Annotated in this window: 20 protein-coding genes; 18 read left to right on the forward strand and 2 right to left on the reverse strand. The window is 40.7% G+C overall.

Annotation, left to right across the window (positions count from 1 at the left end; all coding sequences use genetic code 11):
• The first annotated feature begins 100 nt into the window (after nt 1-100).
• The 6 genes from CHI10_RS18595 to phoU all read left to right on the forward strand — a co-directional run bounded on the left by CHI10_RS18595 (nt 101) and on the right by phoU (nt 6,973).
• On the forward strand, nt 101-2,287 hold the full coding sequence (locus tag CHI10_RS18595; RefSeq protein ID WP_095245682.1) for a peptidoglycan D,D-transpeptidase FtsI family protein: 2,187 nt from the start codon (nt 101-103) through the stop codon (nt 2,285-2,287).
• A 217-nt stretch (nt 2,288-2,504) separates the two neighbouring features.
• Complete coding sequence (locus tag CHI10_RS18600; protein WP_076258032.1) at nt 2,505-3,464, forward strand: PstS family phosphate ABC transporter substrate-binding protein; 960 nt, start codon at nt 2,505-2,507, stop codon at nt 3,462-3,464.
• Between the two features lie 78 nt (nt 3,465-3,542).
• Entirely contained in the window at nt 3,543-4,526 is a 984-nt protein-coding gene (gene pstC, locus CHI10_RS18605) for a phosphate ABC transporter permease subunit PstC (protein WP_483294960.1), read from the forward strand.
• A complete protein-coding gene (pstA, locus tag CHI10_RS18610) occupies nt 4,526-5,410 on the forward strand; it encodes a phosphate ABC transporter permease PstA (RefSeq protein ID WP_095245684.1) in 885 nt (294 codons plus the stop codon). Before pstC ends, pstA begins: the two co-directional genes overlap by 1 nt.
• 66 nt (nt 5,411-5,476) lie before the next feature.
• Nucleotides 5,477-6,256, forward strand: coding sequence for a phosphate ABC transporter ATP-binding protein PstB (pstB, locus tag CHI10_RS18615; RefSeq protein ID WP_218831308.1), 780 nt, complete (start codon nt 5,477-5,479; stop codon nt 6,254-6,256).
• Between the two features lie 57 nt (nt 6,257-6,313).
• Complete coding sequence (gene phoU, locus CHI10_RS18620; protein ID WP_048011127.1) at nt 6,314-6,973, forward strand: phosphate signaling complex protein PhoU; 660 nt, start codon at nt 6,314-6,316, stop codon at nt 6,971-6,973.
• 108 nt (nt 6,974-7,081) lie between these two features.
• Here phoU and CHI10_RS18625 read toward each other — a convergent pair whose 3' ends face one another.
• Both CHI10_RS18625 and CHI10_RS18630 read right to left on the reverse strand, forming a co-directional pair.
• Entirely contained in the window at nt 7,082-7,564 is a 483-nt protein-coding gene (locus CHI10_RS18625; RefSeq protein ID WP_095245685.1) for an MltG/YceG/YrrL family protein, read from the reverse strand.
• Nucleotides 7,557-7,949, reverse strand: coding sequence for a hypothetical protein (locus CHI10_RS18630; protein ID WP_095245686.1), 393 nt, complete (start codon nt 7,947-7,949; stop codon nt 7,557-7,559). The genes CHI10_RS18625 and CHI10_RS18630 overlap by 8 nt, the downstream gene beginning before the upstream one ends.
• A gap of 317 nt (nt 7,950-8,266) precedes the next feature.
• Between CHI10_RS18630 and CHI10_RS18635 the strand changes: the two genes are divergently transcribed.
• The 12 genes from CHI10_RS18635 (at nt 8,267) to CHI10_RS18690 (ending at nt 18,347) form a co-directional block, all read left to right on the forward strand.
• Nucleotides 8,267-8,896: a DUF4912 domain-containing protein gene (locus CHI10_RS18635; RefSeq protein WP_286137481.1), complete on the forward strand. Its 630-nt coding sequence runs from the start codon at nt 8,267-8,269 to the stop codon at nt 8,894-8,896.
• Nucleotides 8,893-10,128, forward strand: a complete 1,236-nt coding sequence (locus tag CHI10_RS18640; RefSeq protein ID WP_095245687.1) for a glycosyltransferase family 4 protein — start codon at nt 8,893-8,895, stop codon at nt 10,126-10,128. Before CHI10_RS18635 ends, CHI10_RS18640 begins: the two co-directional genes overlap by 4 nt.
• 64 nt (nt 10,129-10,192) lie before the next feature.
• Nucleotides 10,193-10,834: a hypothetical protein gene (locus tag CHI10_RS18645; protein WP_095245688.1), complete on the forward strand. Its 642-nt coding sequence runs from the start codon at nt 10,193-10,195 to the stop codon at nt 10,832-10,834.
• Between the two features lie 77 nt (nt 10,835-10,911).
• A complete protein-coding gene (rpmG, locus tag CHI10_RS18650; RefSeq protein ID WP_053434400.1) occupies nt 10,912-11,061 on the forward strand; it encodes a 50S ribosomal protein L33 in 150 nt (49 codons plus the stop codon).
• A 100-nt stretch (nt 11,062-11,161) separates the two neighbouring features.
• Nucleotides 11,162-11,737 (forward strand): 5-formyltetrahydrofolate cyclo-ligase, encoded by a 576-nt coding sequence (locus tag CHI10_RS18655; RefSeq protein ID WP_095245689.1) that lies wholly within the window; start codon nt 11,162-11,164, stop codon nt 11,735-11,737.
• Nucleotides 11,730-12,518: a DUF92 domain-containing protein gene (locus CHI10_RS18660; RefSeq protein WP_095245711.1), complete on the forward strand. Its 789-nt coding sequence runs from the start codon at nt 11,730-11,732 to the stop codon at nt 12,516-12,518. The genes CHI10_RS18655 and CHI10_RS18660 overlap by 8 nt, the downstream gene beginning before the upstream one ends.
• A 43-nt stretch (nt 12,519-12,561) precedes the next feature.
• Nucleotides 12,562-13,512 carry an L-lactate dehydrogenase gene (locus CHI10_RS18665; protein ID WP_095245690.1) on the forward strand — a complete coding sequence of 317 codons (951 nt, stop codon included), beginning with the start codon at nt 12,562-12,564 and terminating at the stop codon, nt 13,510-13,512.
• 78 nt (nt 13,513-13,590) lie between these two features.
• Entirely contained in the window at nt 13,591-13,794 is a 204-nt protein-coding gene (locus tag CHI10_RS18670; protein ID WP_095245691.1) for a hypothetical protein, read from the forward strand.
• Between the two features lie 135 nt (nt 13,795-13,929).
• Nucleotides 13,930-15,450, forward strand: coding sequence for a rhomboid family intramembrane serine protease (locus CHI10_RS18675; protein ID WP_095245692.1), 1,521 nt, complete (start codon nt 13,930-13,932; stop codon nt 15,448-15,450).
• Nucleotides 15,451-15,584: 134 nt separating this feature from the next.
• Nucleotides 15,585-17,072 (forward strand): spore germination protein, encoded by a 1,488-nt coding sequence (locus CHI10_RS18680; protein WP_483294961.1) that lies wholly within the window; start codon nt 15,585-15,587, stop codon nt 17,070-17,072.
• Between the two features lie 92 nt (nt 17,073-17,164).
• The gene (locus CHI10_RS18685) at nt 17,165-17,365 is read left to right on the forward strand and encodes a YqgQ family protein (RefSeq protein WP_095245693.1); all 201 of its coding nucleotides are present in this window, start codon (nt 17,165-17,167) and stop codon (nt 17,363-17,365) included.
• 19 nt (nt 17,366-17,384) lie between these two features.
• Nucleotides 17,385-18,347, forward strand: coding sequence for an ROK family glucokinase (locus CHI10_RS18690; RefSeq protein WP_095245694.1), 963 nt, complete (start codon nt 17,385-17,387; stop codon nt 18,345-18,347).
• Nucleotides 18,348-18,489: the final 142 nt, after the last annotated feature.

Below are 18,489 nucleotides of genomic sequence, written 5' to 3' on the forward strand. Positions count from 1 at the left end.
CAATAAAATTATCTTTGTCGAAAAAGGGTTCTTTATAGAATTTATTGTTATTTTCTTTTAGAATGGGACTATGAGACTTTTTAAAGGAAGTGTGCGTAATTTGAATAGGAAGAAAAAGAAGACCCATGTTCCATTTCGTCTGAATATGCTCTTCTTTGCTGTGTTTTTATTATTTTCTATGCTGATCCTCCGGCTTGGGATGGTTCAGATTGTTTATGGCGATGATTATAAGCGTGAGATTGAAAGAACGGAAGATGTTACAGTCAACAGCCCTGTGCCAAGAGGTAAGATGTTTGACAGAAATGGACAGGTGATTGTCGATAATACCCCGCAAAATGCCATCACTTTTACTAATAATGGCTATAAGCAAGATGAAATGCTTGAGGTGTCAGAAAGGCTGGCCAAGCTGATAGACAAAGATACCAAAAAGGTCCAGGAACGGGATAAGAAAGATTACTGGATCATGAAGAATCCTGAAAAGGCAGAAAAAAAGGTTACTAAAAAAGATAAAGATGAACTTGAAAAGAAGTATGAGGGTAAGGACAAGGAGCTGGATAAGGCCATTTATCAGCTCACTTTGGATCGGATTACAGAAGAGGAATTAAGTGAATTGACAAAAGACGATCTTGAAGTCCTTGCTATATACAGAGAATTTACAAGCGGATATGCTTTAACACCGCAGATTGTTAAGAACAAAAAAGTAACACCTGAGGAATTTGCAGTTGTCAGTGAAAATCTGCAGGTTTTACCAGGTGTTGATACAACAACCGACTGGGAAAGATATTATGCCTTTGGAGATACTTTAAAATCAGTCCTAGGAAAAGTAACAAGCTCTGATGAAGGTCTTCCGGCTGAACAGATTGAATACTACATGGCACGTGACTATAGCCGTAATGACCGTGTAGGGAAGAGTTATATCGAGATGCAGTACGAAGAAGTGCTTCACGGCCAAAAAGCAAAAGTGAAAAATATTACGGACAAAGCCGGGAATGTACTTGAAACTATTCCCATTACAGATGGTCAAAGAGGCAAGGACCTTGTGCTGAGCATTGATATGGATCTTCAGAAGGAAGTTGAGAAAATCATTGAAGAGGAATTACGTAAAGCCAAGGCATCTTCTGGAACTGCATTATTGGACAGGGCTTATGTAGTGCTGATGGATCCGCATACCGGAGAGGTTCTTTCGATGGCCGGCAAAAAGATTGTGAAGGATAAAGATACAGGCCAATCTGAAATGCAGGATGATGCATTAGGCAACATTACAACTACTTATAATGTCGGCTCAGCTGTTAAGGGTGCTACAATACTTACCGGCTATAAAACGGGGGCTATTAATCCCGGAACTGTTTTTTATGATCGTCCTTTAAAAATTAAAGGAACACCTGTAAAAAAATCCTGGAGAAATTTCGGCCCTTTAAATGATATTAATGCACTTAAATTCTCCTCCAACGTTTACATGTTTGAAACTGTCATCAGGATAGGCGGGGGCAAATATGAATTTGAGAAGCCATTATGGATAGATAAAAAGGCTTTTAGTACGGTAAGGGAATCCTTCGCCCAATTCGGTCTTGGTGTTCGGACGGGAATTGATTTGCCAAATGAGCAAACAGGCTTTAAAGGAATGAGTACATTGCCTGGTTTCATGCTTGACCTTTCGATTGGACAGTACGATACCTATTCCAACATGCAGCTTGCCCAATATGTTTCTGTCATTGCCAATGGCGGCAATAGGATGGAACCTCATATGGTAAAGGAAATCCGGGAACCATTAATGGAAAATAATGAACTTGGCCCTATTGTTCAGGAAATGGAGCCAAAGGTTCTAAATAGAGTAGAACTGGAAGATGGCTGGATGGACCGTGTCCAGGAAGGCTTCCGCAGAGTCATGCAGGAAAAAGGCGGTACAGGTTATTCCTATTTTGGGGGCAAAGAGTATAAACCAGCGGGCAAGACAGGTACAGCAGAGGCCTTTTACGATGGACCTGAGCGCAGCAAGTTCGGAAAAGAGCCTCCAGAGGTCATGAATCTCAGTCTTGTTGGCTATGCACCATCAGAGAATCCCGAGATTGCCATGGCTGTTTTAGTTCCATGGGCTTATCAGGGAAGCGTGGATCACGGAGCGAATAAAAAAATTGGTGAACGTGTCCTGGATGCCTACTTTGAGCTTAAAAAGGAGCGTCATAAGAAAGGCAGCGACAGCAAAGAGTCTGTTCAAAAAGTGGAAAATATTGATGAAGTAATTGAAGGGCAGGAAGATGCCCGCAAAGAAAATGAAGAAAATGAATAAGCTTGATGAACTGTCTCCCTATTTAATCGGGAGACAGTTTTTTTGTCTTAGTATCTTTGATATCTAAATTTAACGTTGTACCTCTAATTCGACATATTTACACAAGAATTGCTGACATTTACAAAAGCTTTACAATTAGTTAAAACCGGGTTAACAGTCAACCCTTATTCTAAATGCGTAGGACAAAACAACCAAATTTCTTAGGGGGAATTCAGGAATGAAACGTCTTAAAAAAATGAGCCTATTACTAATGCTATCAGCCGTAATGGCATTCACTGCAGCATGCGGAGGCGAAGAAGGCACCAGCGCCAATGGAGATAACAGTGAAGAGCTGGAGGGCAGCGTCGTTATAGACGGTTCTGGAACAGTTTATCCATTCATGGCACGCATGGCTGAAAATTATATGGGTGAACAGGAAAATGTCTCTGTAGAAGTAAGCCGCTCCGGAACATCAGCCGGCTTTAAGAAATTCCTTGCCGAAGACGGAACTGACTTTAATGATGCTTCCCGATCAATTAAAGATGAAGAAAAGGCACAAGCAGAAGAGCTTGGAATTGATGTACAGGAAATGAAGGTTGCTTTAGACGGTATTACAATCGTAATTAACAAAGAAAATGACTGGGCTAAAGAGCTTACACAGCAGGAAGTTGTTGATATCTTCCTTGCAAGTGCAGGAAAGAAAAAATGGTCAGATGTTCGCCCTGATTTCCCGGATGAAGAAATTCAGACATATGGTCCAAATGAAAACCACGGCACTTACGAATTTATGTTTGAAAATATTCTCGAAGAACAGGATCTTCCTGAAAATATCAACTTGCAGCAGGATTACTCAACTTTAGTGGATCTTGTATCTAAAGATAAAAATGCTATCGGATTCTTTGGCTATGGTTACTATGACAGCAACAAAGACAAATTGTCTGCAGTAAAAGTTGACTTTGGCAGCGGACCTGTTGAGCCATCATTAGATACAATCAAGGAAGACGGAGATTATGCTCCATTTACTCGCCCTGTGTTCACATACCTGAATACTAATATGGCGAAAGAAAAGCCGCAGGTACTGGACTATGCTATCTATACAATGAAAAATGCACAGGATATTGCAGCAGAAACAGGATTCGCACCATTATCAGATGAAGATGTCCAGGCTTCTCTGGATGCTTTGAACGGATTGAAATAAGAATAACTTTTGCCATGGGAAGATGAGAAGTTTGCCTTCTCATCTTCTTATGATGTGCATGTAAAGAGTTCTCTTTGGATGAGAGTGCTGAAAGGGGTTTTACACTTGGCTAAAAGTGCTGTTGAATACGATAAAAAAAAGCTGAATGTACGAGAAATCATTCAGCAAAAGAAAAAAACTCGAAGTGTCAATAATTACACAGAAAAATTAATACCGAAAATTTTATTTGGAATAGCTGCAATTTCTGTTTTTACTACTATTGGAATTATACTAACCTTAATTACGGAAACAATCGCCTTTTTTAAAGACGTTCCTTTTATAGATTTCTTTACAGGCACGGAGTTAAAGCCTTTAGGAGAAAATGCTGTCTTTGGTGTTCTGCCCTTGCTGACGGGAACAATTATTTCGACTTCAATAGCTATGCTGGTTGCTATTCCAGTGGGACTGATGACAGCCATATTTTTAAGTGAATACGCATCAGAAAGAACACGAAAGGCCTTAAAGCCTCTTCTTGAAATCCTGGCAGGTATTCCTACCATTGTTTATGGATTTTTTGCTTTTACCTTTGTAACACCTTTACTAAGATCTTTTATTCCTGGTCTTGAACCAACAAATATATTAAGCCCCGGGATTGTAATGGGAATCATGATTATCCCAATGGTAGCTTCCCTTTCTGAAGATGCAATGAGTTCTGTCCCAAATGCGATGAGGGAGGGTGCTCTTGCACTGGGGGCAACAAAGCTTGAGGTAACCTGGAAAGTGGTTGTACCAGCAGCCATTTCGGGTATCATTGCTTCGTTTGTGTTAGGAATTTCCAGAGCAATCGGGGAAACGATGATCGTCACTATTGCGAGCGGAAGTTCAAAAAATTTTACTTTTGATGTTACACAATCCATGCAGACTATGACTGCTTATATTGTGGAAGTAACAGGCGGGGAAGCAGCCGCAGGAACAACCTTATACTATAGCCTTTACGCTGTTGCAATGACATTGTTTGTGTTTACGTTAATAATGAACCTTCTTGCTCAGTATATCTCTCGCAGGTTCAGGGAGGAATATTAATGAAATATGTAGATACAGAACAAGTGCATAAAAAAATGGGCAGCCGCCTGCTTGCCAATAACATGGCTAAAACACTATTCTTTTTGGCCACTTTATTCGGCATGGTTGTATTAATTGTATTAATCTACCGGGTCCTCGCTGATGGTTTAAGCTGGATCAACATGGATTTTCTGATGAATCGCTTATCAACAGATCCTAAAAGGGCTGGAATCTGGGGAGCCATAACAGGAACATTTTGGCTGATGCTTGTAGTTGCTCCAGTAACGATGATTCTTGGAGTAGGCACAGCAATTTACCTCGAAGAATATGCAGCCAAGGGCCGTGTTTCTTCAGTTATTAAAACGAACATCTCCAACCTGGCGGGCGTTCCGTCAGTTGTTTTTGGAATCCTTGGATTAACTGTTTTTGCAAGAACATTAGATCTGGGTTCTGTAGTTCTCGCAGGAGGACTAACGATGGCACTGCTGGTTCTTCCTGTTGTAGTAGTTGCCAGCCAGGAAGCAATCCGTGCTGTTCCCCAATTTCTAAGAGAGGCATCTTACGGAATGGGAGCGACAAAGTGGCAAACGATTAAAAATGTAGTACTTCCTGCAGCATTACCTGGAATCCTTACGGGGGTTATTCTTGCACTATCGCGGGCAATAGGCGAAACAGCGCCATTGGTTGTTATCGGAATACCAGCTTTGTTAATTCCCGTTCCTGATGGAATCTTTGATAAATTTACGATCCTGCCGGTACAGATTTATTATTGGACCATCGACTCTGCACTAGTAGCAGAATATGCAAACCTGGCAGCTGCAACAATTGTGATATTACTAATTGTGTTATTCGCGATGAACTCAATAGCCATCTTAATTCGGAACAAGTTCCAAAAAAGATATTAGCCCGGGAGGTTTTCTAAAATGCCTGTAGTGACAGAAAAAACAAATCCAAATGTAAAAAAAGAAAGCATAGCTCCAAATTCAGCAGAAAACAAAAAAGTTGTTTATAATACAAAAGATCTTAACTTATGGTATGGTGAAGGCCATGCTTTAAAAAATATAAATTTAGCCATCAATGAAAATGAAGTAACGGCAATTATCGGACCATCAGGATGCGGTAAGTCCACATATATTAAAACGCTGAACCGCATGGTTGAACTAGTGCCTTCAGTAAGAATTTCCGGAGAAATCTTATACCGGGAGCGAAATATTCTTGATAAATCATTTAAAGTGGAGGATTTAAGAACAAATGTAGGGATGGTTTTTCAAAAGCCCAATCCATTTCCAAAGTCCATTTATGAAAATGTAGCATATGGACCGAAAATTCATGGTATCCGCGATAAAAAGATCCTTGATGAGATTGTTGAGAAAAGTTTGAGGGGGGCCGCCATCTGGGACGAAGTTAAAGATCGTCTGAATCAGAATGCGTATGGCCTATCCGGTGGGCAGCAGCAGCGACTTTGCATTGCACGCTGTCTTGCAATTGAACCGGATGTCATCTTAATGGATGAGCCTACATCTGCACTTGACCCTATCTCTACGTTAAAAGTAGAGGAGCTGGTGCAGGAGCTTAAGGAAGAATTCAGTATTATCATCGTTACTCATAATATGCAGCAGGCAGCACGTATTTCTGATAAAACAGCTTTCTTCTTAAATGGTGAAGTAATCGAGTTTGCTGATACGGATAAGATATTTTCTACCCCTTCAGATAAGCGGACTGAAGATTATATCACTGGACGATTCGGTTAATCGAATGATTATGAAAGAATACAGGCATTATTATGTGGATGAAGGGGGATTACAATGATGGCAGTACGTGAAAGGTTTGACTATGATCTTCAGGAGCTTCAAAAAATGCTTATAGAAATTGGCAATTTTGCAATAGAGGCCTTGCATAGATCAGTTGAAGCACTTGAAACCCAAAACATTGAATTGGCACTTGAAATCATTGATGACGACAATCAGGCTGATATTCTGTATGAGGAAATAAATGATTTAGCCATTCTCCTAATTGCAAAACAGCAGCCAGTGGCTATTGACCTCCGCCGCATCATTGTGGCTATAAAAATCGCAACAGACATCGAAAGAATTGCAGACTTTGGAGTGAATATTGCAAAGTCCACCATACGGATTGGGTCAGAGCCGCTAATTAAGCCGATTGAACATATAAAGAAAATGTATGAAATTTCAACTGAAATGCTGCGTCTATCACTGGAAGCTTTCACTGAAGAAGATACTGCAAAGGCCAAAAAAGTTGCCGATATGGATGATCAGGTCGATGACCTCTATGGTGAAACTATTAAAGAGCTGCTGCAAATTAATCTGCAGAAACCGGAATACCTGCCGCAGATCACCCAGCTTTCATTTATTTGCCGTTATTTAGAAAGAGCTGCTGACCATGTTACGAATATTTCGGAACATATTTTTTATTTGGTTAAAGGACGCCAGTATGATTTAAATAATTAACAAGAAAAGCAGAAACGCCTTGTAGCGCTAGAGCTAGACAAGAAAAGCGGAAACGCCTTGCAGCACAGGAGCTATAAAGTAAAAAAAGCTAAAAGGAATCTTAACCTTTTAGCTTTTTGTTATGATCTTAGCAATTTCTTTATAGCTCATATTATGGTTCAGTTCAAATGTGCCCAGCTGTATTTTCTGGCTGTACCCGTATTCCTCCATGTAATTGCCGAAGTCTGCTGCCTGGTCAATTACACTTGCTTTTTCAAGGATTAACGCGATTTCCCCGGGTGTCATGCCGCTCTCAATGGTTAGCTGATAGACTTTCTGAGACTCTTCTTTCTGCTCCGTATTTTCCTCAGCAGGTTCTTCTTTTACTTCCTTATTCTCGGTTTCGTCTTTAGCGTCCGTCTGCTGTAGTAGAGTATATTCTTCGTTTGTTAATACAGTGTAGCCGTTTGTCTGCAAGAATTTTTTTGCACTGTTTTCATCGATTGTTCTATTTTCAGTTTGCTCCGGTTTATTCAGGAAGTAGGCTGTGCCAAAGGCTATGACAGCAATAAGGATGCCAAATGCAAATGCCCTGATATTTCTTTTATTCATAGCTATGGCCCCTAAATTTCATTTCCGTTTGAATGGTCCTTACTTCATCAGGAGAGAGTGAAGATTGTCTAGCAATTTGTTCTACTGAAAGCCCTTGCCTGGAAAGCAGCATCACCTGATTTTTTATTATTTCATGAACTTCCCTTTTTTCTGCAGAATGAATAGAAGGCTCTGCAGGAACGTGCTGAGTAAAGGGTTCATCCGCTACGAGCAGTTCTTCTTCCAATACTTTTAATTTCTTTTTAATTTGATACATTTCCTGGATTTGCTGCATGGACATTTGATCCATTTCATCGCGCAGCTCTTTATAAGGATCTCTCAAAAACACTGAAAGAATAAATAGCCCTATAGATAAGATCAATAATGCCAGTAAGATTGATTCCAATAAAAGTCACCTCTGATTCATTGCACAGAAATATTTTACCATCAAAATTGACAAATTTCGATATATAATCCATAAACAGGTGAAATTTAAAGATTCTTGTCGGAGAAGCTCTGTCGAATCAGAAGCTCGGCAAACGTTTAAAAAATTTTTCTTATTTAAAATCGGGAAGGCATGTGCTTTCGCAAGAAGCGACAATTTCCGTTCATTGTAGGCTATCAATATCAGTGATAACATTGAGTTATATAAATAGTCATAAAATTTTGCTTTTTGTCATATAGAACCCTTACTCTATGAAAATAATTGCAAGAGGTGCCGTCATGATAGATGAGATTATTAAGCTTCGCCGCAGGGGGCTGTCATTCCGTAAAATCGCCAGTAAGCTTGATACAACCGTAGGAAAAGTACAATACCAGTGGACCAAACTTATCCAAAATAAAGTGAAACGCGACAGCGGGGAGTCTTTAGGGGAAAAAGTAATATCTGAAGAAAATATCGTGCAAAATCAATCGAAAGATCATTTGACATTAACACGCTCAAGCGATGATAAGGCAAAAGTATCCTGGAAGTTGTCTGCTCAGAAGGTGAAGATGCTATCCCTATACTTGGACAAGACTGTATCCTCCTTGAGAAAATCTTTAAGAATCTATGATGTTACCGGGGTTATTTTTGACGGAGCCAATGGGGTCTGTGACCATGAAGTTATCCTGTCCGATCATTCTGAATGGACCTTTAAAGGGCTCAAACCCGGCAAAGTATATTGTGTTGAGCTGGGCATTAAAATAACAGATAATCATTTCATCCCGTTACTGCGTTCAGAAGCACTGTATACTTCTGAGGGTTCTCCTTACCAAGGAAAAAAAGAATCTGAGGTTCAGCCTGCATGGACGGTAAATGTGAGTACATACACCTATTATGAATCAGTGAGTGAAGGAGAAGGTAAAGAATGATGGAACCGGTAGCTTCAGAACTAAATAATAATAGTTTCATTAATGGTAAACCTAAAATCCTTCTTCTTACGTGGGAGTATCCTCCCCATGTAGTAGGCGGTTTATCAAGGCATGTGTATGGACTCGCAGGAGGATTAAAACAGGATTATGAGGTTCATATACTGACTGCTAATCCCGGCAATCTTTCCAGCTGCGAACATATAAACGGTATCTATATCCACCGGGTTAAGCCGCTAAATGAAAAAGATCCTAACTTTCTGCACTGGATTTTGGGACTGAATTTGGCGATGGAGCAAAAAGCCATGGAACTGTCATCCTTCCACCACTTTGAAATCATTCATGCACATGACTGGCTTGTAGGTGCATGCGGCCTGTCCTTAAAGGAGAGCTTGCACTGTCCTTTAATTACAACTATACATGCAACAGAATATGGAAGGAATAATGGAATTTACACAGAATTGCAGAAATTTATCCATACGAAAGAAGAGCAGCTGATCATCGGATCAGATCAGGTTATTGTCTGCAGTGAATATATGAAGGAAGAAGTACTTCAGCAATTTTCAATTGCCAGAGAAAAAATTGCTGTTATCGCAAACGGAATCAGCAAAGAGACACTTCTTGATGATCCAGACAGCATATTGGAAGGGCTTCCGGTGAAAAAAGGCGGAAGGCTGATATTCTCCATTGGACGGATGGTGAGGGAGAAAGGGTTTGAAACCTTAATCGAGGCAGCGCCTATAATAAAAGAAAAGTATCAGGATGCTTATATAATCGTTGCCGGCAAGGGTCCTATGCTTGAAGCACACAGAAAAAAAGCAAGAGAACTGAAGGTTGATGATGTCATACTTTTTCCGGGATTTATAAATGACATGCAAAGATTAGCTCTCTTCCAGAAATGCGCAATGGCTGTTTTTCCAAGTTATTATGAGCCATTTGGCATTGTAGCCCTCGAAGCAATGATCACCGGAAAGCCGGCGATCGTATCCAATACAGGAGGATTAAAGGGAATCGTTAAACAAGAATATTCCGGGCTGTTCATGGTCCCTGGTGATCCATACAGCTTTGCAGAGCAGGTTTCCGCTCTCCTTGAGAACCCTAAAGCCGCCGATACTATTGGCAAACAAGGTAAAAAGGTCGCAGAAAGCCTATTCAGCTGGAGACGCATTGCTGATGAAACAAATAGAGTATTTCAAGAAACACGGATTAGCCGGAAGCTTGAAGATCTGGTGTGATGTATTTTATTTTACCTGCCATTAAAATGAAGTTAAAAAATATTATAGAAAAAGGTGCATAAAGATGAATACATTAAATTGGATTCAATCTGATGTTTATGAAGAAATGGAGAAAGCGCCGATTGGGAAATTGAGGATGATTCCCGGCTTATGGATAGACGGGAAAACTTACTGGATGGAAAGTGTCAGTAAAGAAATGTTTCCTGATGAAAATATTTCTGTTCAAATTAAGACAGAAAAAATCCACTCTAAAATTTCCTATTTTAGATGCTATATTACGAATCATGCGGACGAGCCTAGAACCATTAAGCTTTTATTGCAGCACAGACATGAGTTTTCTTCCCGTGAACACCTTTCTTTCATTTCCCCCGCAGAAAATGTCATCTTTCATATGGCCGATTCCAAGCTGTTTTTAGTTAACGGCAAGCTTTACGGCAAAAAAATGGAAGAGTGTACGATTCAGCCATATTGGAACATTTTTAGTGACCAAATATGGAACTGCAAAAAGAAGGGAACATTAAAATACCACCCTATGGCCCAAGGCAATGCAATAAGCATTTTCGCACTTAATGCAGTATTTAATGGCAGAGGAACAGCAGAAGCGGAGTCATGGATTATCTGCGGAAACAGCAAATCAGAAACGCTTCAGTATAACAGCCTGCTGATAGACAATGGTAAAGAGGATACTTTTAAAAAAACGTACTAGCATTTCGATTTAAAAAATGATATTATAGAAAAGTCGTATGAACGAACTAGTTTGAACATAGTTTGGAGGGAAATTACATGCGTGTAAACATTACGTTAGCTTGCACAGAATGTGGAGATCGTAACTATATTTCTAAAAAAAATAAACGAAATAATCCAGATCGTCTTGAGCTTAAAAAATATTGCCCAAGAGACAAGCGTTCGACTGCACATCGCGAAACAAAATAAGTGGTAGGATCATTCCTACTGCTTTTTTTGTTGACTTTTTTTATGGGTATCCTTTCCTTTTCTGGATAAATTATTGTTTGCAAAAACTGGAGGTTTTTATATGGAAATCGATAAAAAGGTTCTTAGGAAGCAAATGCAGGATCGGATGAAGGAATTGAGCAAGCCTGAGTATGAACAGCTATCCTATCAGATTGCCACAAGCCTTTATAGCAGGCCTTTATGGAGCCAGGCCAAAACAATAGGAATAACGGTTTCAAAGGTGCCTGAGGCTGATACATGGCAGATCATCAGAAGGGCCTGGAGTGAAGGGAAAAGGGTTGTTGTCCCGAAGTGCATACCTCAATCAAAGCAAATGGAGTTTCGTGAATTGAAAAGCTTCATGGATTTGGAGTCAGTATATTATGGATTATGGGAGCCAAATCCGGAAAAAACGGATGAAGTCAGCTGTGAAGAAATCGATACTCTAATCGTTCCCGGACTGGCATACATGAAAAACGGCTTCCGGCTTGGGTTTGGTGGAGGATATTATGATCGTTTTCTCGAGAATTATAAAGGAAGAACGGTTTCACTAGCTTTTGAAATGCAGGTTATAACCCGCTTTCAAGTGGAAAACCATGACAAGCCGGTGGAAATGATTATTACCGATCAGCAGGTGTGGGCATCCGGTGATGCTTGAATCCATTGCTATTATTATATTTATATTGATCACATCCCTGGCCGGATATTATTTCCGATTACTGACCTTTTCAGGCAGTATAGCAGCATTCATTGTGGGTGCGGCAGCGGGCTGGGGATTTGGTTTTTATGGCCTTCTTGTCCTGGGGTTCTTTTTTGCAAGTTCAAGCTTCTGGTCAAAATTTAAAAGCCATAAAAAAAAGGAATTCGAAAATAAGCATGCAAAAGGATCAAGAAGGGATTGGCAGCAGGTTGCTGCCAATGGAGGCATATCCGCTATTGCCAGCATATTTTATCTGCTGGATCCATCACAGGTTTGGCTGATAATGTTTCTTATCGGACTGGCTGCAGCAAACTCGGATACATGGGCATCAGAAATTGGCTCATTAAGTCAAAAACCCCCCATTTCTCTGAAAACCTGGAGGACAATCGAAACGGGTACTTCCGGTGCTGTCAGCTCTCTGGGCACGCTTGCTGCTGTGTCAGGGTCTTTTATAATAGCCCTCCTATCTAATGTGCTGTTTGACATTTCAATTTATGAGGTTTTACTGATTGGAGTTCTTGGGTTTGCAGGGAATTTGATTGATTCTGTATTGGGTGCTTTTCTCCAAGCTGAATACAAGTGCCATGTATGCAGTTCAAACGTGGAAACAGCCGAACATTGCGGGCAGCCGGCCTCTTTGGTAAAAGGCTGGTATTTTGCAGATAATGATTTTGTTAATTTTTTTTCAGGTTTAGCTTCTGCCTCGGTGGGAATGCTTCTATATATCTTATTGGCATAAAGGTACTTTGCTGTTCTCTACAATTAAGTAAAGGGGAGTTATTATGAAAAGTCGGGTAAACAGAGTGGTGCTGATCGGAACTGGCTTCGTTGGATCAAGCTATGCGTTTGCACTATTAAATCAGGGTGTTACAGAAGAACTGGTGCTGATTGATTTAAATAAGGATAAATCTGAAGGAGATGCCATGGACTTAAATCACGGCATGCCCTTTGCCCCTTCCCCAACATCGATCTGGTTTGGAAATTATTCCGATTGCAAAGATGCTGATTTGGTTGTTATTACTGCTGGAGCGAATCAAAAACCCGGGGAGACCCGCCTGGACCTTGTGGAAAAAAATTCTAAAATCTTTAAAGGAATAGTTGATCATGTCATGAAAAGCGGTTTTGATGGCATTTTTCTGGTTGCGACAAATCCAGTGGATATTCTCACGTATGCTGTCTGGAAATACTCCGGGCTTCCAAAAGAAAGAGTAATCGGATCCGGAACGATATTGGATACGGCCAGATTCAGATTCTTGCTGGGTGAATATTTCAAGGTCGATACGAGAAATGTCCATGCTTATATTATAGGCGAACACGGAGATACTGAATTGCCTGTATGGAGCCATGCTGATATTGCAGGGAAAAGCATTGAAGACTGGATGAAGAAAGAAGAGAACTATAGGCAGGAAGATCTTAATGGGTTATTCCTAAATGTCAGAGATGCAGCTTATCATATTATCGAGAGAAAAGGTGCGACTTATTATGGAATAGCCATGGGCCTGGTCAGACTGACGAAAGCCATCCTCCAGAACGAAAATTCCGTCCTTACGGTGTCAGCATATTTAGATGGGGAATATGGTCATGAGGATGTTTATATTGGGGTGCCTGCTATAGTCAATAGAAATGGCATTCGTGATATTGTTGAACTTCACCTAAATACCGAAGAGAAGAATCAGTTTAACCATTCAGTAAATGTTCTCAAGAAAACGATGGATCCTATATTGATGGATTAGTGCATCAATATATTTTTGTTTTAGAGAATGGATAAAAATTATTCCCTCTTCTCACAATAAGGAAGAGGAGGGAATTCAATGTCTCGATTACTATCTATTTTTATGCTTGGGCTTGGTACTTATTTTGCCTATCATAACCGTTATCGATTGATTAATGTTATGTTTGGGAATGTCTTTCTGCGGAAGCTGCTGGTTACTTCAGTCATGAGTTTTCCGCTTGTCCGCGACAGGATGATGAGCTCTGTCTTCTCTTCCGGGCCATCGGAAGGGCGGCAATCTTGAAGTAAAAAGACCGTAATAGGTCTTTTTATTTTGCCGGTATCTTTAGATGCTTTTCCTTTTACAAAAGGTTTCTTTTTTGCCTATAGTTAAATAAAGTATAGTAATTAATGCAACATATAGAGAGTGGGGGAAGAAGTGGCCGTTCAAGAGGATTATGTATTTTGGAAACTTGCGGATTATTTCATATCTGACCACGGGTACAGAATGATTCAGTTATCTGGAGATCAGGATGAATTATGGCTTGAAAGGATGGAGGATAAAAACATAAAGGCAATCAGGCTCTTAAAATATGACCTTGACTGGAGCAATTGGATGCAGCGGGATATTGAAGTGACTGCCGAAAAAGCTGAATCGGTCAGGAAGCAGCTTGGAAAAAGGGAAATGCCGGTCTTAAATATCTATGTATCTGCGTACCTGCCTGTTGATGATTATGAATTCCGCATCTCAGACCCCTTTATTCCTGAAAACGGGAAAGCCTCTGTCCAAACCATGATCATTGAATCCGGCAAACCGGAAAGTCTGCATGCGGTTGAAGAAATTTTCGAAAAACCGTTAACTCTTCCGGCAGGAAATTATACGGAAATGGATGCCGATGCCCTGAAGCATACTGCTCTTTCTAAAGCGGTAAAAACAGCAAAAAAAGAAAAGGAAATGTTCAATTTTGGGAAGCCTTTTTTCACGTATATATTTATGGTTATTCAAGTTGCTGTTTTTTTACTTTTGGAAGCAATGGGCGGCAGTACAGATACCTCGACGTTAATTAAGTATGGGGCTAAATTTAATCCATTGATTCTCGATGGGGAATGGTGGAGGTTTTTGACCCCGATTGTTCTTCACATTGGGCTGCTGCATTTATTAATGAATACACTTGCCTTATTTTATCTTGGATCTGCAGTGGAACGTGTGTATGGAAATTTAAGATTCCTATTTATCTATTTGATGGCTGGATTTGGCGGAACATTAGCCAGTTTTGTTTTTAGCCCCTCACTTTCAGCAGGGGCCAGCGGGGCTATTTTTGGCTGCTTTGGGGCGCTTTTATATTTTGGGCTCATTTATCCAGGCCTTTTCTTCCGGACGATGGGTTTTAATATTCTTGTTGTATTAGGAATCAACCTTGCATTTGGATTTACCATCCCGGGAATTGATAATGCCGGACATATAGGAGGGCTGATTGGCGGATTTCTTGCTACTGGCATTGTGCATTTTCCCAAGAAGAAAAAGCCATTGCTTCAGCTGCTGTTTTTAGCTGGATCATTCTGTCTGGCAGCCGGCTTGATGAAGTACGGATTCAATGAACCGGGAAGACTATTAAATGAACAAACTGCTATGGTAATGGCCGAGGAACATATCAATGGTGAAGAGTTTGAAAAGGCTCGTTTAATGCTTGCTGATTTTATTGAAGAAAGGAATGCTTCACCGGAAGTCTATTTTTTATTATCCTATACTGAAATAAAAGTGGGGAGATTAAAAGAAGCAGAAGAGCACCTGCTTCATGTAATTAAGGAAGATGCTTCTTTTCATGAAGCACATTATAATCTTGCATTAATCTATTTAGAAGAAAAGCAGCCGGAAAAAGCAAGGAATCATGCACAAAAGGCCGCTAATCTTCAGCCGGATCAGGAGGAGTATCAAAAGCTGTTAAATCAAATAGAGTAATGATGACAGAATTTTCAGCTTACTGCCCGGGAAATAACTGCTGCATTTCCCTGCAATTTTTACGAATCATGCCATTCATTGGTATGATTTTTTTTTTGCATGTCAATGATGTTGAATAGTATGCAAGGAAAAGAATGGAACAGAATGCTGAGGTGGGGATTTTGGAGAAAGCGAGAAGAGAGCCTGTAAAGGTTTCTCTGAAAGATAATATTGAATATCTTAGAGATGCTCTGGGAGTTGACAAAAGCTTCGATGTGATTCAGCTTGATGTTGAATATGCTGAAAGGGAAATGGCTTTATATCTGGTAGACGGCTTTGTAAAAGATGACATCCTGCACTATCTGATGAAAATGCTTGCCGGCCTGGATGCAGCCCAGCTGGAAGGAGATACACTTTCCAGACTGATAAAAACGTATATACCATACGTTGAAGTTGAAACAACTGATGAGCTGGATAAAGTGGTGGATATGGTGCTGGCAGGGCCGACTGCTCTAGTCGTGGATGGCATCGATGAAGTAATCCTCATTGATGCACGTACATATCCGGTAAGAGGCCCTCAGGAGCCTGATATTGAACGTGTTGTCCGCGGCTCAAGGGATGGGTTTGTAGAAACACTCGTTTTTAATACAGCTTTAACGAGGAGAAGAATTAGGGACAGAACACTGCGCATGGAATATATGCAGGTGGGCAGGCGTTCCAAGACAGATGTTGTTGTCAGTTATATTGAAGACATTGCCGATCCGGATATGGTGAAGAAGATAAAGGAGTCTATCTCTAAAATTGATACTGATGGATTGCCGATGGCTGAAAAATCAATAGAGGAATTCATTTCAGGCCGGCATTGGAATCCTTATCCCATGGTAAGGTATACCGAAAGGCCTGATACGGCAGCAACCCATCTTTATGAAGGCCACGTCTGCATCATCGTCGATGGTTCGCCAAGTGTTATTATAACACCTACAACCTTCTGGCATCATCTGCAGCATGCTGAGGAGTACAGGAATAAGCCGCTTGTAGGCGCTTATTTGCGATTTGTCCGATTTTTAGCTGTATGGGCTTCCATTTTCCTTTTGCCATTATGGTATTTATTTGCGATAGAGCCGCAGCTGCTTCCTGATGCATTATCCTATATCGGGCCCAATGACACGGGAGAGCTGCCATTAGTCGTTCAGTTCCTGATGATAGAGCTTGGTCTTGATATTCTTAGGATGGCTGCAATCCATACTCCTTCCGCCCTGGCCACTGCATTGGGACTCGTGGCGGCCCTAATGATTGGTCAGGTAGCAGTTGAAGTGGGATTGTTTATAAATGAAGTCATACTTTATTTAGCGATAGCGGCAATTGGAACATTTGCAACCCCAAGCTATGAAATGAGCCTGGCAAACAGGCTGATAAGAATCGGTCTGCTGATATCGACTAGTATTTTCCATACCTATGGATATGTAGTTGGCATTCTGCTGATGATTATCATGCTTGCAAGAATGAAATCTTTTGGGGTTCCCTATTTATGGCCATTCATCCCTTTCAATCTGAGAGCATTCAGGGATGTATTGCTAAGGTCACCAATACCACTGAAGAACAGGCGGCCGCGTTTTCTGCATCCAAAGGATCCGGACCGCTGAACTAAATCCCTTCCTTCTCTGTCTTGAGAAGGGGGGGATTTTAGATTATACTTTAATGTGGTATAAACTTATCAATAAAGCAGAGGTACAGAATGAAAACCATTTATGATATACAGCAGTTTCTAAAGAAATATGGAACTATCATCTACATAGGGGATCGGGAAGCTGATTTGGAGCTTATGGCTGCTGAATTAACAGAGTTATATGATTCCCAGCTTATTGATGTAAAAGATTATCAGTGCAGCATCTTGATTCTGCGGACTGAAATTCAGAATCTTAAAGAGAATAAATAGAAAGAAAAGGTGATGGAGCTTGGCGGAAAAATGGCTGGTAGGGGTAGATTTAGGCGGAACAACAACAAAGCTTGCTTTTATTAACTACTATGGGGAAATAATTCACAAATGGGAAATTCCCACGGATAATAATGAAGAAGGAAAAAATATTACTATAAATATAGCTAAAGCCATCGATCATAAGTTAGAGGAATTGGATTTAAGCAAGGATAAAATTATTGGCATTGGCATGGGGGCGCCGGGTCCAGTAAATCTGGCAACAGGTGTTGTATATAACACTGTTAATTTGGGCTGGAAAGATAATTACCCGCTGAAGGATCTTCTTGAAGTGGAAACATCACTTCCAGTCATCATTGATAATGATGCTAACTGTGCTGCTCTCGGGGAAATGTGGAAGGGTGCCGGAAATGGCGCTAAAGATCTGGTGTGTGTAACACTTGGAACAGGTGTTGGCGGAGGCGTAATTGCTAACGGAGATATTGTGCAGGGAGTCAGCGGGGCTGCTGGTGAAATAGGCCACATAACGTCCATTCCTGTTGGCGGGGCTCAGTGCAATTGCGGCAAAACGGGCTGCCTTGAAACAATTGCATCTGCTACAGGCATTGTCCGGCAGGCTCTGGAAAACCTGGAATCCAGCGGAGAAGGGGCTCTGTCTCAATTGTACAAGGCAAACGGGTTTATTACTGCCAAAGATGTTTTTGATTCTGCAAGGAATGGGGATGAAACATCCCTTCTGACAGTCAATGATACAGCTATGCACCTTGGATTGGCATTGGCAAATATTGCAAATGCGTTAAATCCGGAGAAAATAGTATTGGGCGGTGGTGTTTCCAGAGCAGGAGATATACTGCTGAAGCCGGTTATTGCAAATTTCATTAAATTTGCTTTTCCAAGAGTGAAGGAGTCCACAGTCATTGATATTGCGACATTGGGCAATGATGCCGGAGTCATTGGTGCAGCCTGGCTGGCAAAAAATAAGTAGACTGAGAGAAAAGTACCTGATGTGCAGGTGCTTTTTCTTTTACTCCAAGAGTAAGGGTTTAGGCAAAGCGAATCCCTTGTTTAAATAACAGCTGCTCATTTTTTACAAAGTTGTACAGTCATCTTTTTTTCTTTTTCTCATA

This window comes from Bacillus sp. 7894-2, from assembly GCF_002272225.1.
Classification (GTDB): domain Bacteria; phylum Bacillota; class Bacilli; order Bacillales; family Cytobacillaceae; genus Cytobacillus.

What these genes read in the sequence shown, in the direction of transcription:
- CHI10_RS18645 (WP_095245688.1), top strand. Translation starts at nt 10,193, where the DNA reads ATGAATACATTAAATTGGATTCAATCTGATGTTTATGAAGAAATGGAG.
- pstA (WP_095245684.1), top strand. Translation starts at nt 4,526, where the DNA reads ATGAAATATGTAGATACAGAACAAGTGCATAAAAAAATGGGCAGCCGC.
- CHI10_RS18660 (WP_095245711.1), top strand. Translation starts at nt 11,730, where the DNA reads ATGCTTGAATCCATTGCTATTATTATATTTATATTGATCACATCCCTG.
- CHI10_RS18670 (WP_095245691.1), top strand. Translation starts at nt 13,591, where the DNA reads ATGTCTCGATTACTATCTATTTTTATGCTTGGGCTTGGTACTTATTTT.
- CHI10_RS18680 (WP_483294961.1), top strand. Translation starts at nt 15,585, where the DNA reads ATGGAACAGAATGCTGAGGTGGGGATTTTGGAGAAAGCGAGAAGAGAG.
- CHI10_RS18640 (WP_095245687.1), top strand. Translation starts at nt 8,893, where the DNA reads ATGATGGAACCGGTAGCTTCAGAACTAAATAATAATAGTTTCATTAAT.
- CHI10_RS18655 (WP_095245689.1), top strand. Translation starts at nt 11,162, where the DNA reads ATGGAAATCGATAAAAAGGTTCTTAGGAAGCAAATGCAGGATCGGATG.
- phoU (WP_048011127.1), top strand. Translation starts at nt 6,314, where the DNA reads ATGGCAGTACGTGAAAGGTTTGACTATGATCTTCAGGAGCTTCAAAAA.
- CHI10_RS18665 (WP_095245690.1), top strand. Translation starts at nt 12,562, where the DNA reads ATGAAAAGTCGGGTAAACAGAGTGGTGCTGATCGGAACTGGCTTCGTT.
- rpmG (WP_053434400.1), top strand. Translation starts at nt 10,912, where the DNA reads ATGCGTGTAAACATTACGTTAGCTTGCACAGAATGTGGAGATCGTAAC.
- CHI10_RS18625 (WP_095245685.1), bottom strand. Translation starts at nt 7,564, where the DNA reads ATGAATAAAAGAAATATCAGGGCATTTGCATTTGGCATCCTTATTGCT.
- CHI10_RS18685 (WP_095245693.1), top strand. Translation starts at nt 17,165, where the DNA reads ATGAAAACCATTTATGATATACAGCAGTTTCTAAAGAAATATGGAACT.
- CHI10_RS18635 (WP_286137481.1), top strand. Translation starts at nt 8,267, where the DNA reads ATGATAGATGAGATTATTAAGCTTCGCCGCAGGGGGCTGTCATTCCGT.
- CHI10_RS18600 (WP_076258032.1), top strand. Translation starts at nt 2,505, where the DNA reads ATGAAACGTCTTAAAAAAATGAGCCTATTACTAATGCTATCAGCCGTA.
- pstC (WP_483294960.1), top strand. Translation starts at nt 3,543, where the DNA reads ATGAGAGTGCTGAAAGGGGTTTTACACTTGGCTAAAAGTGCTGTTGAA.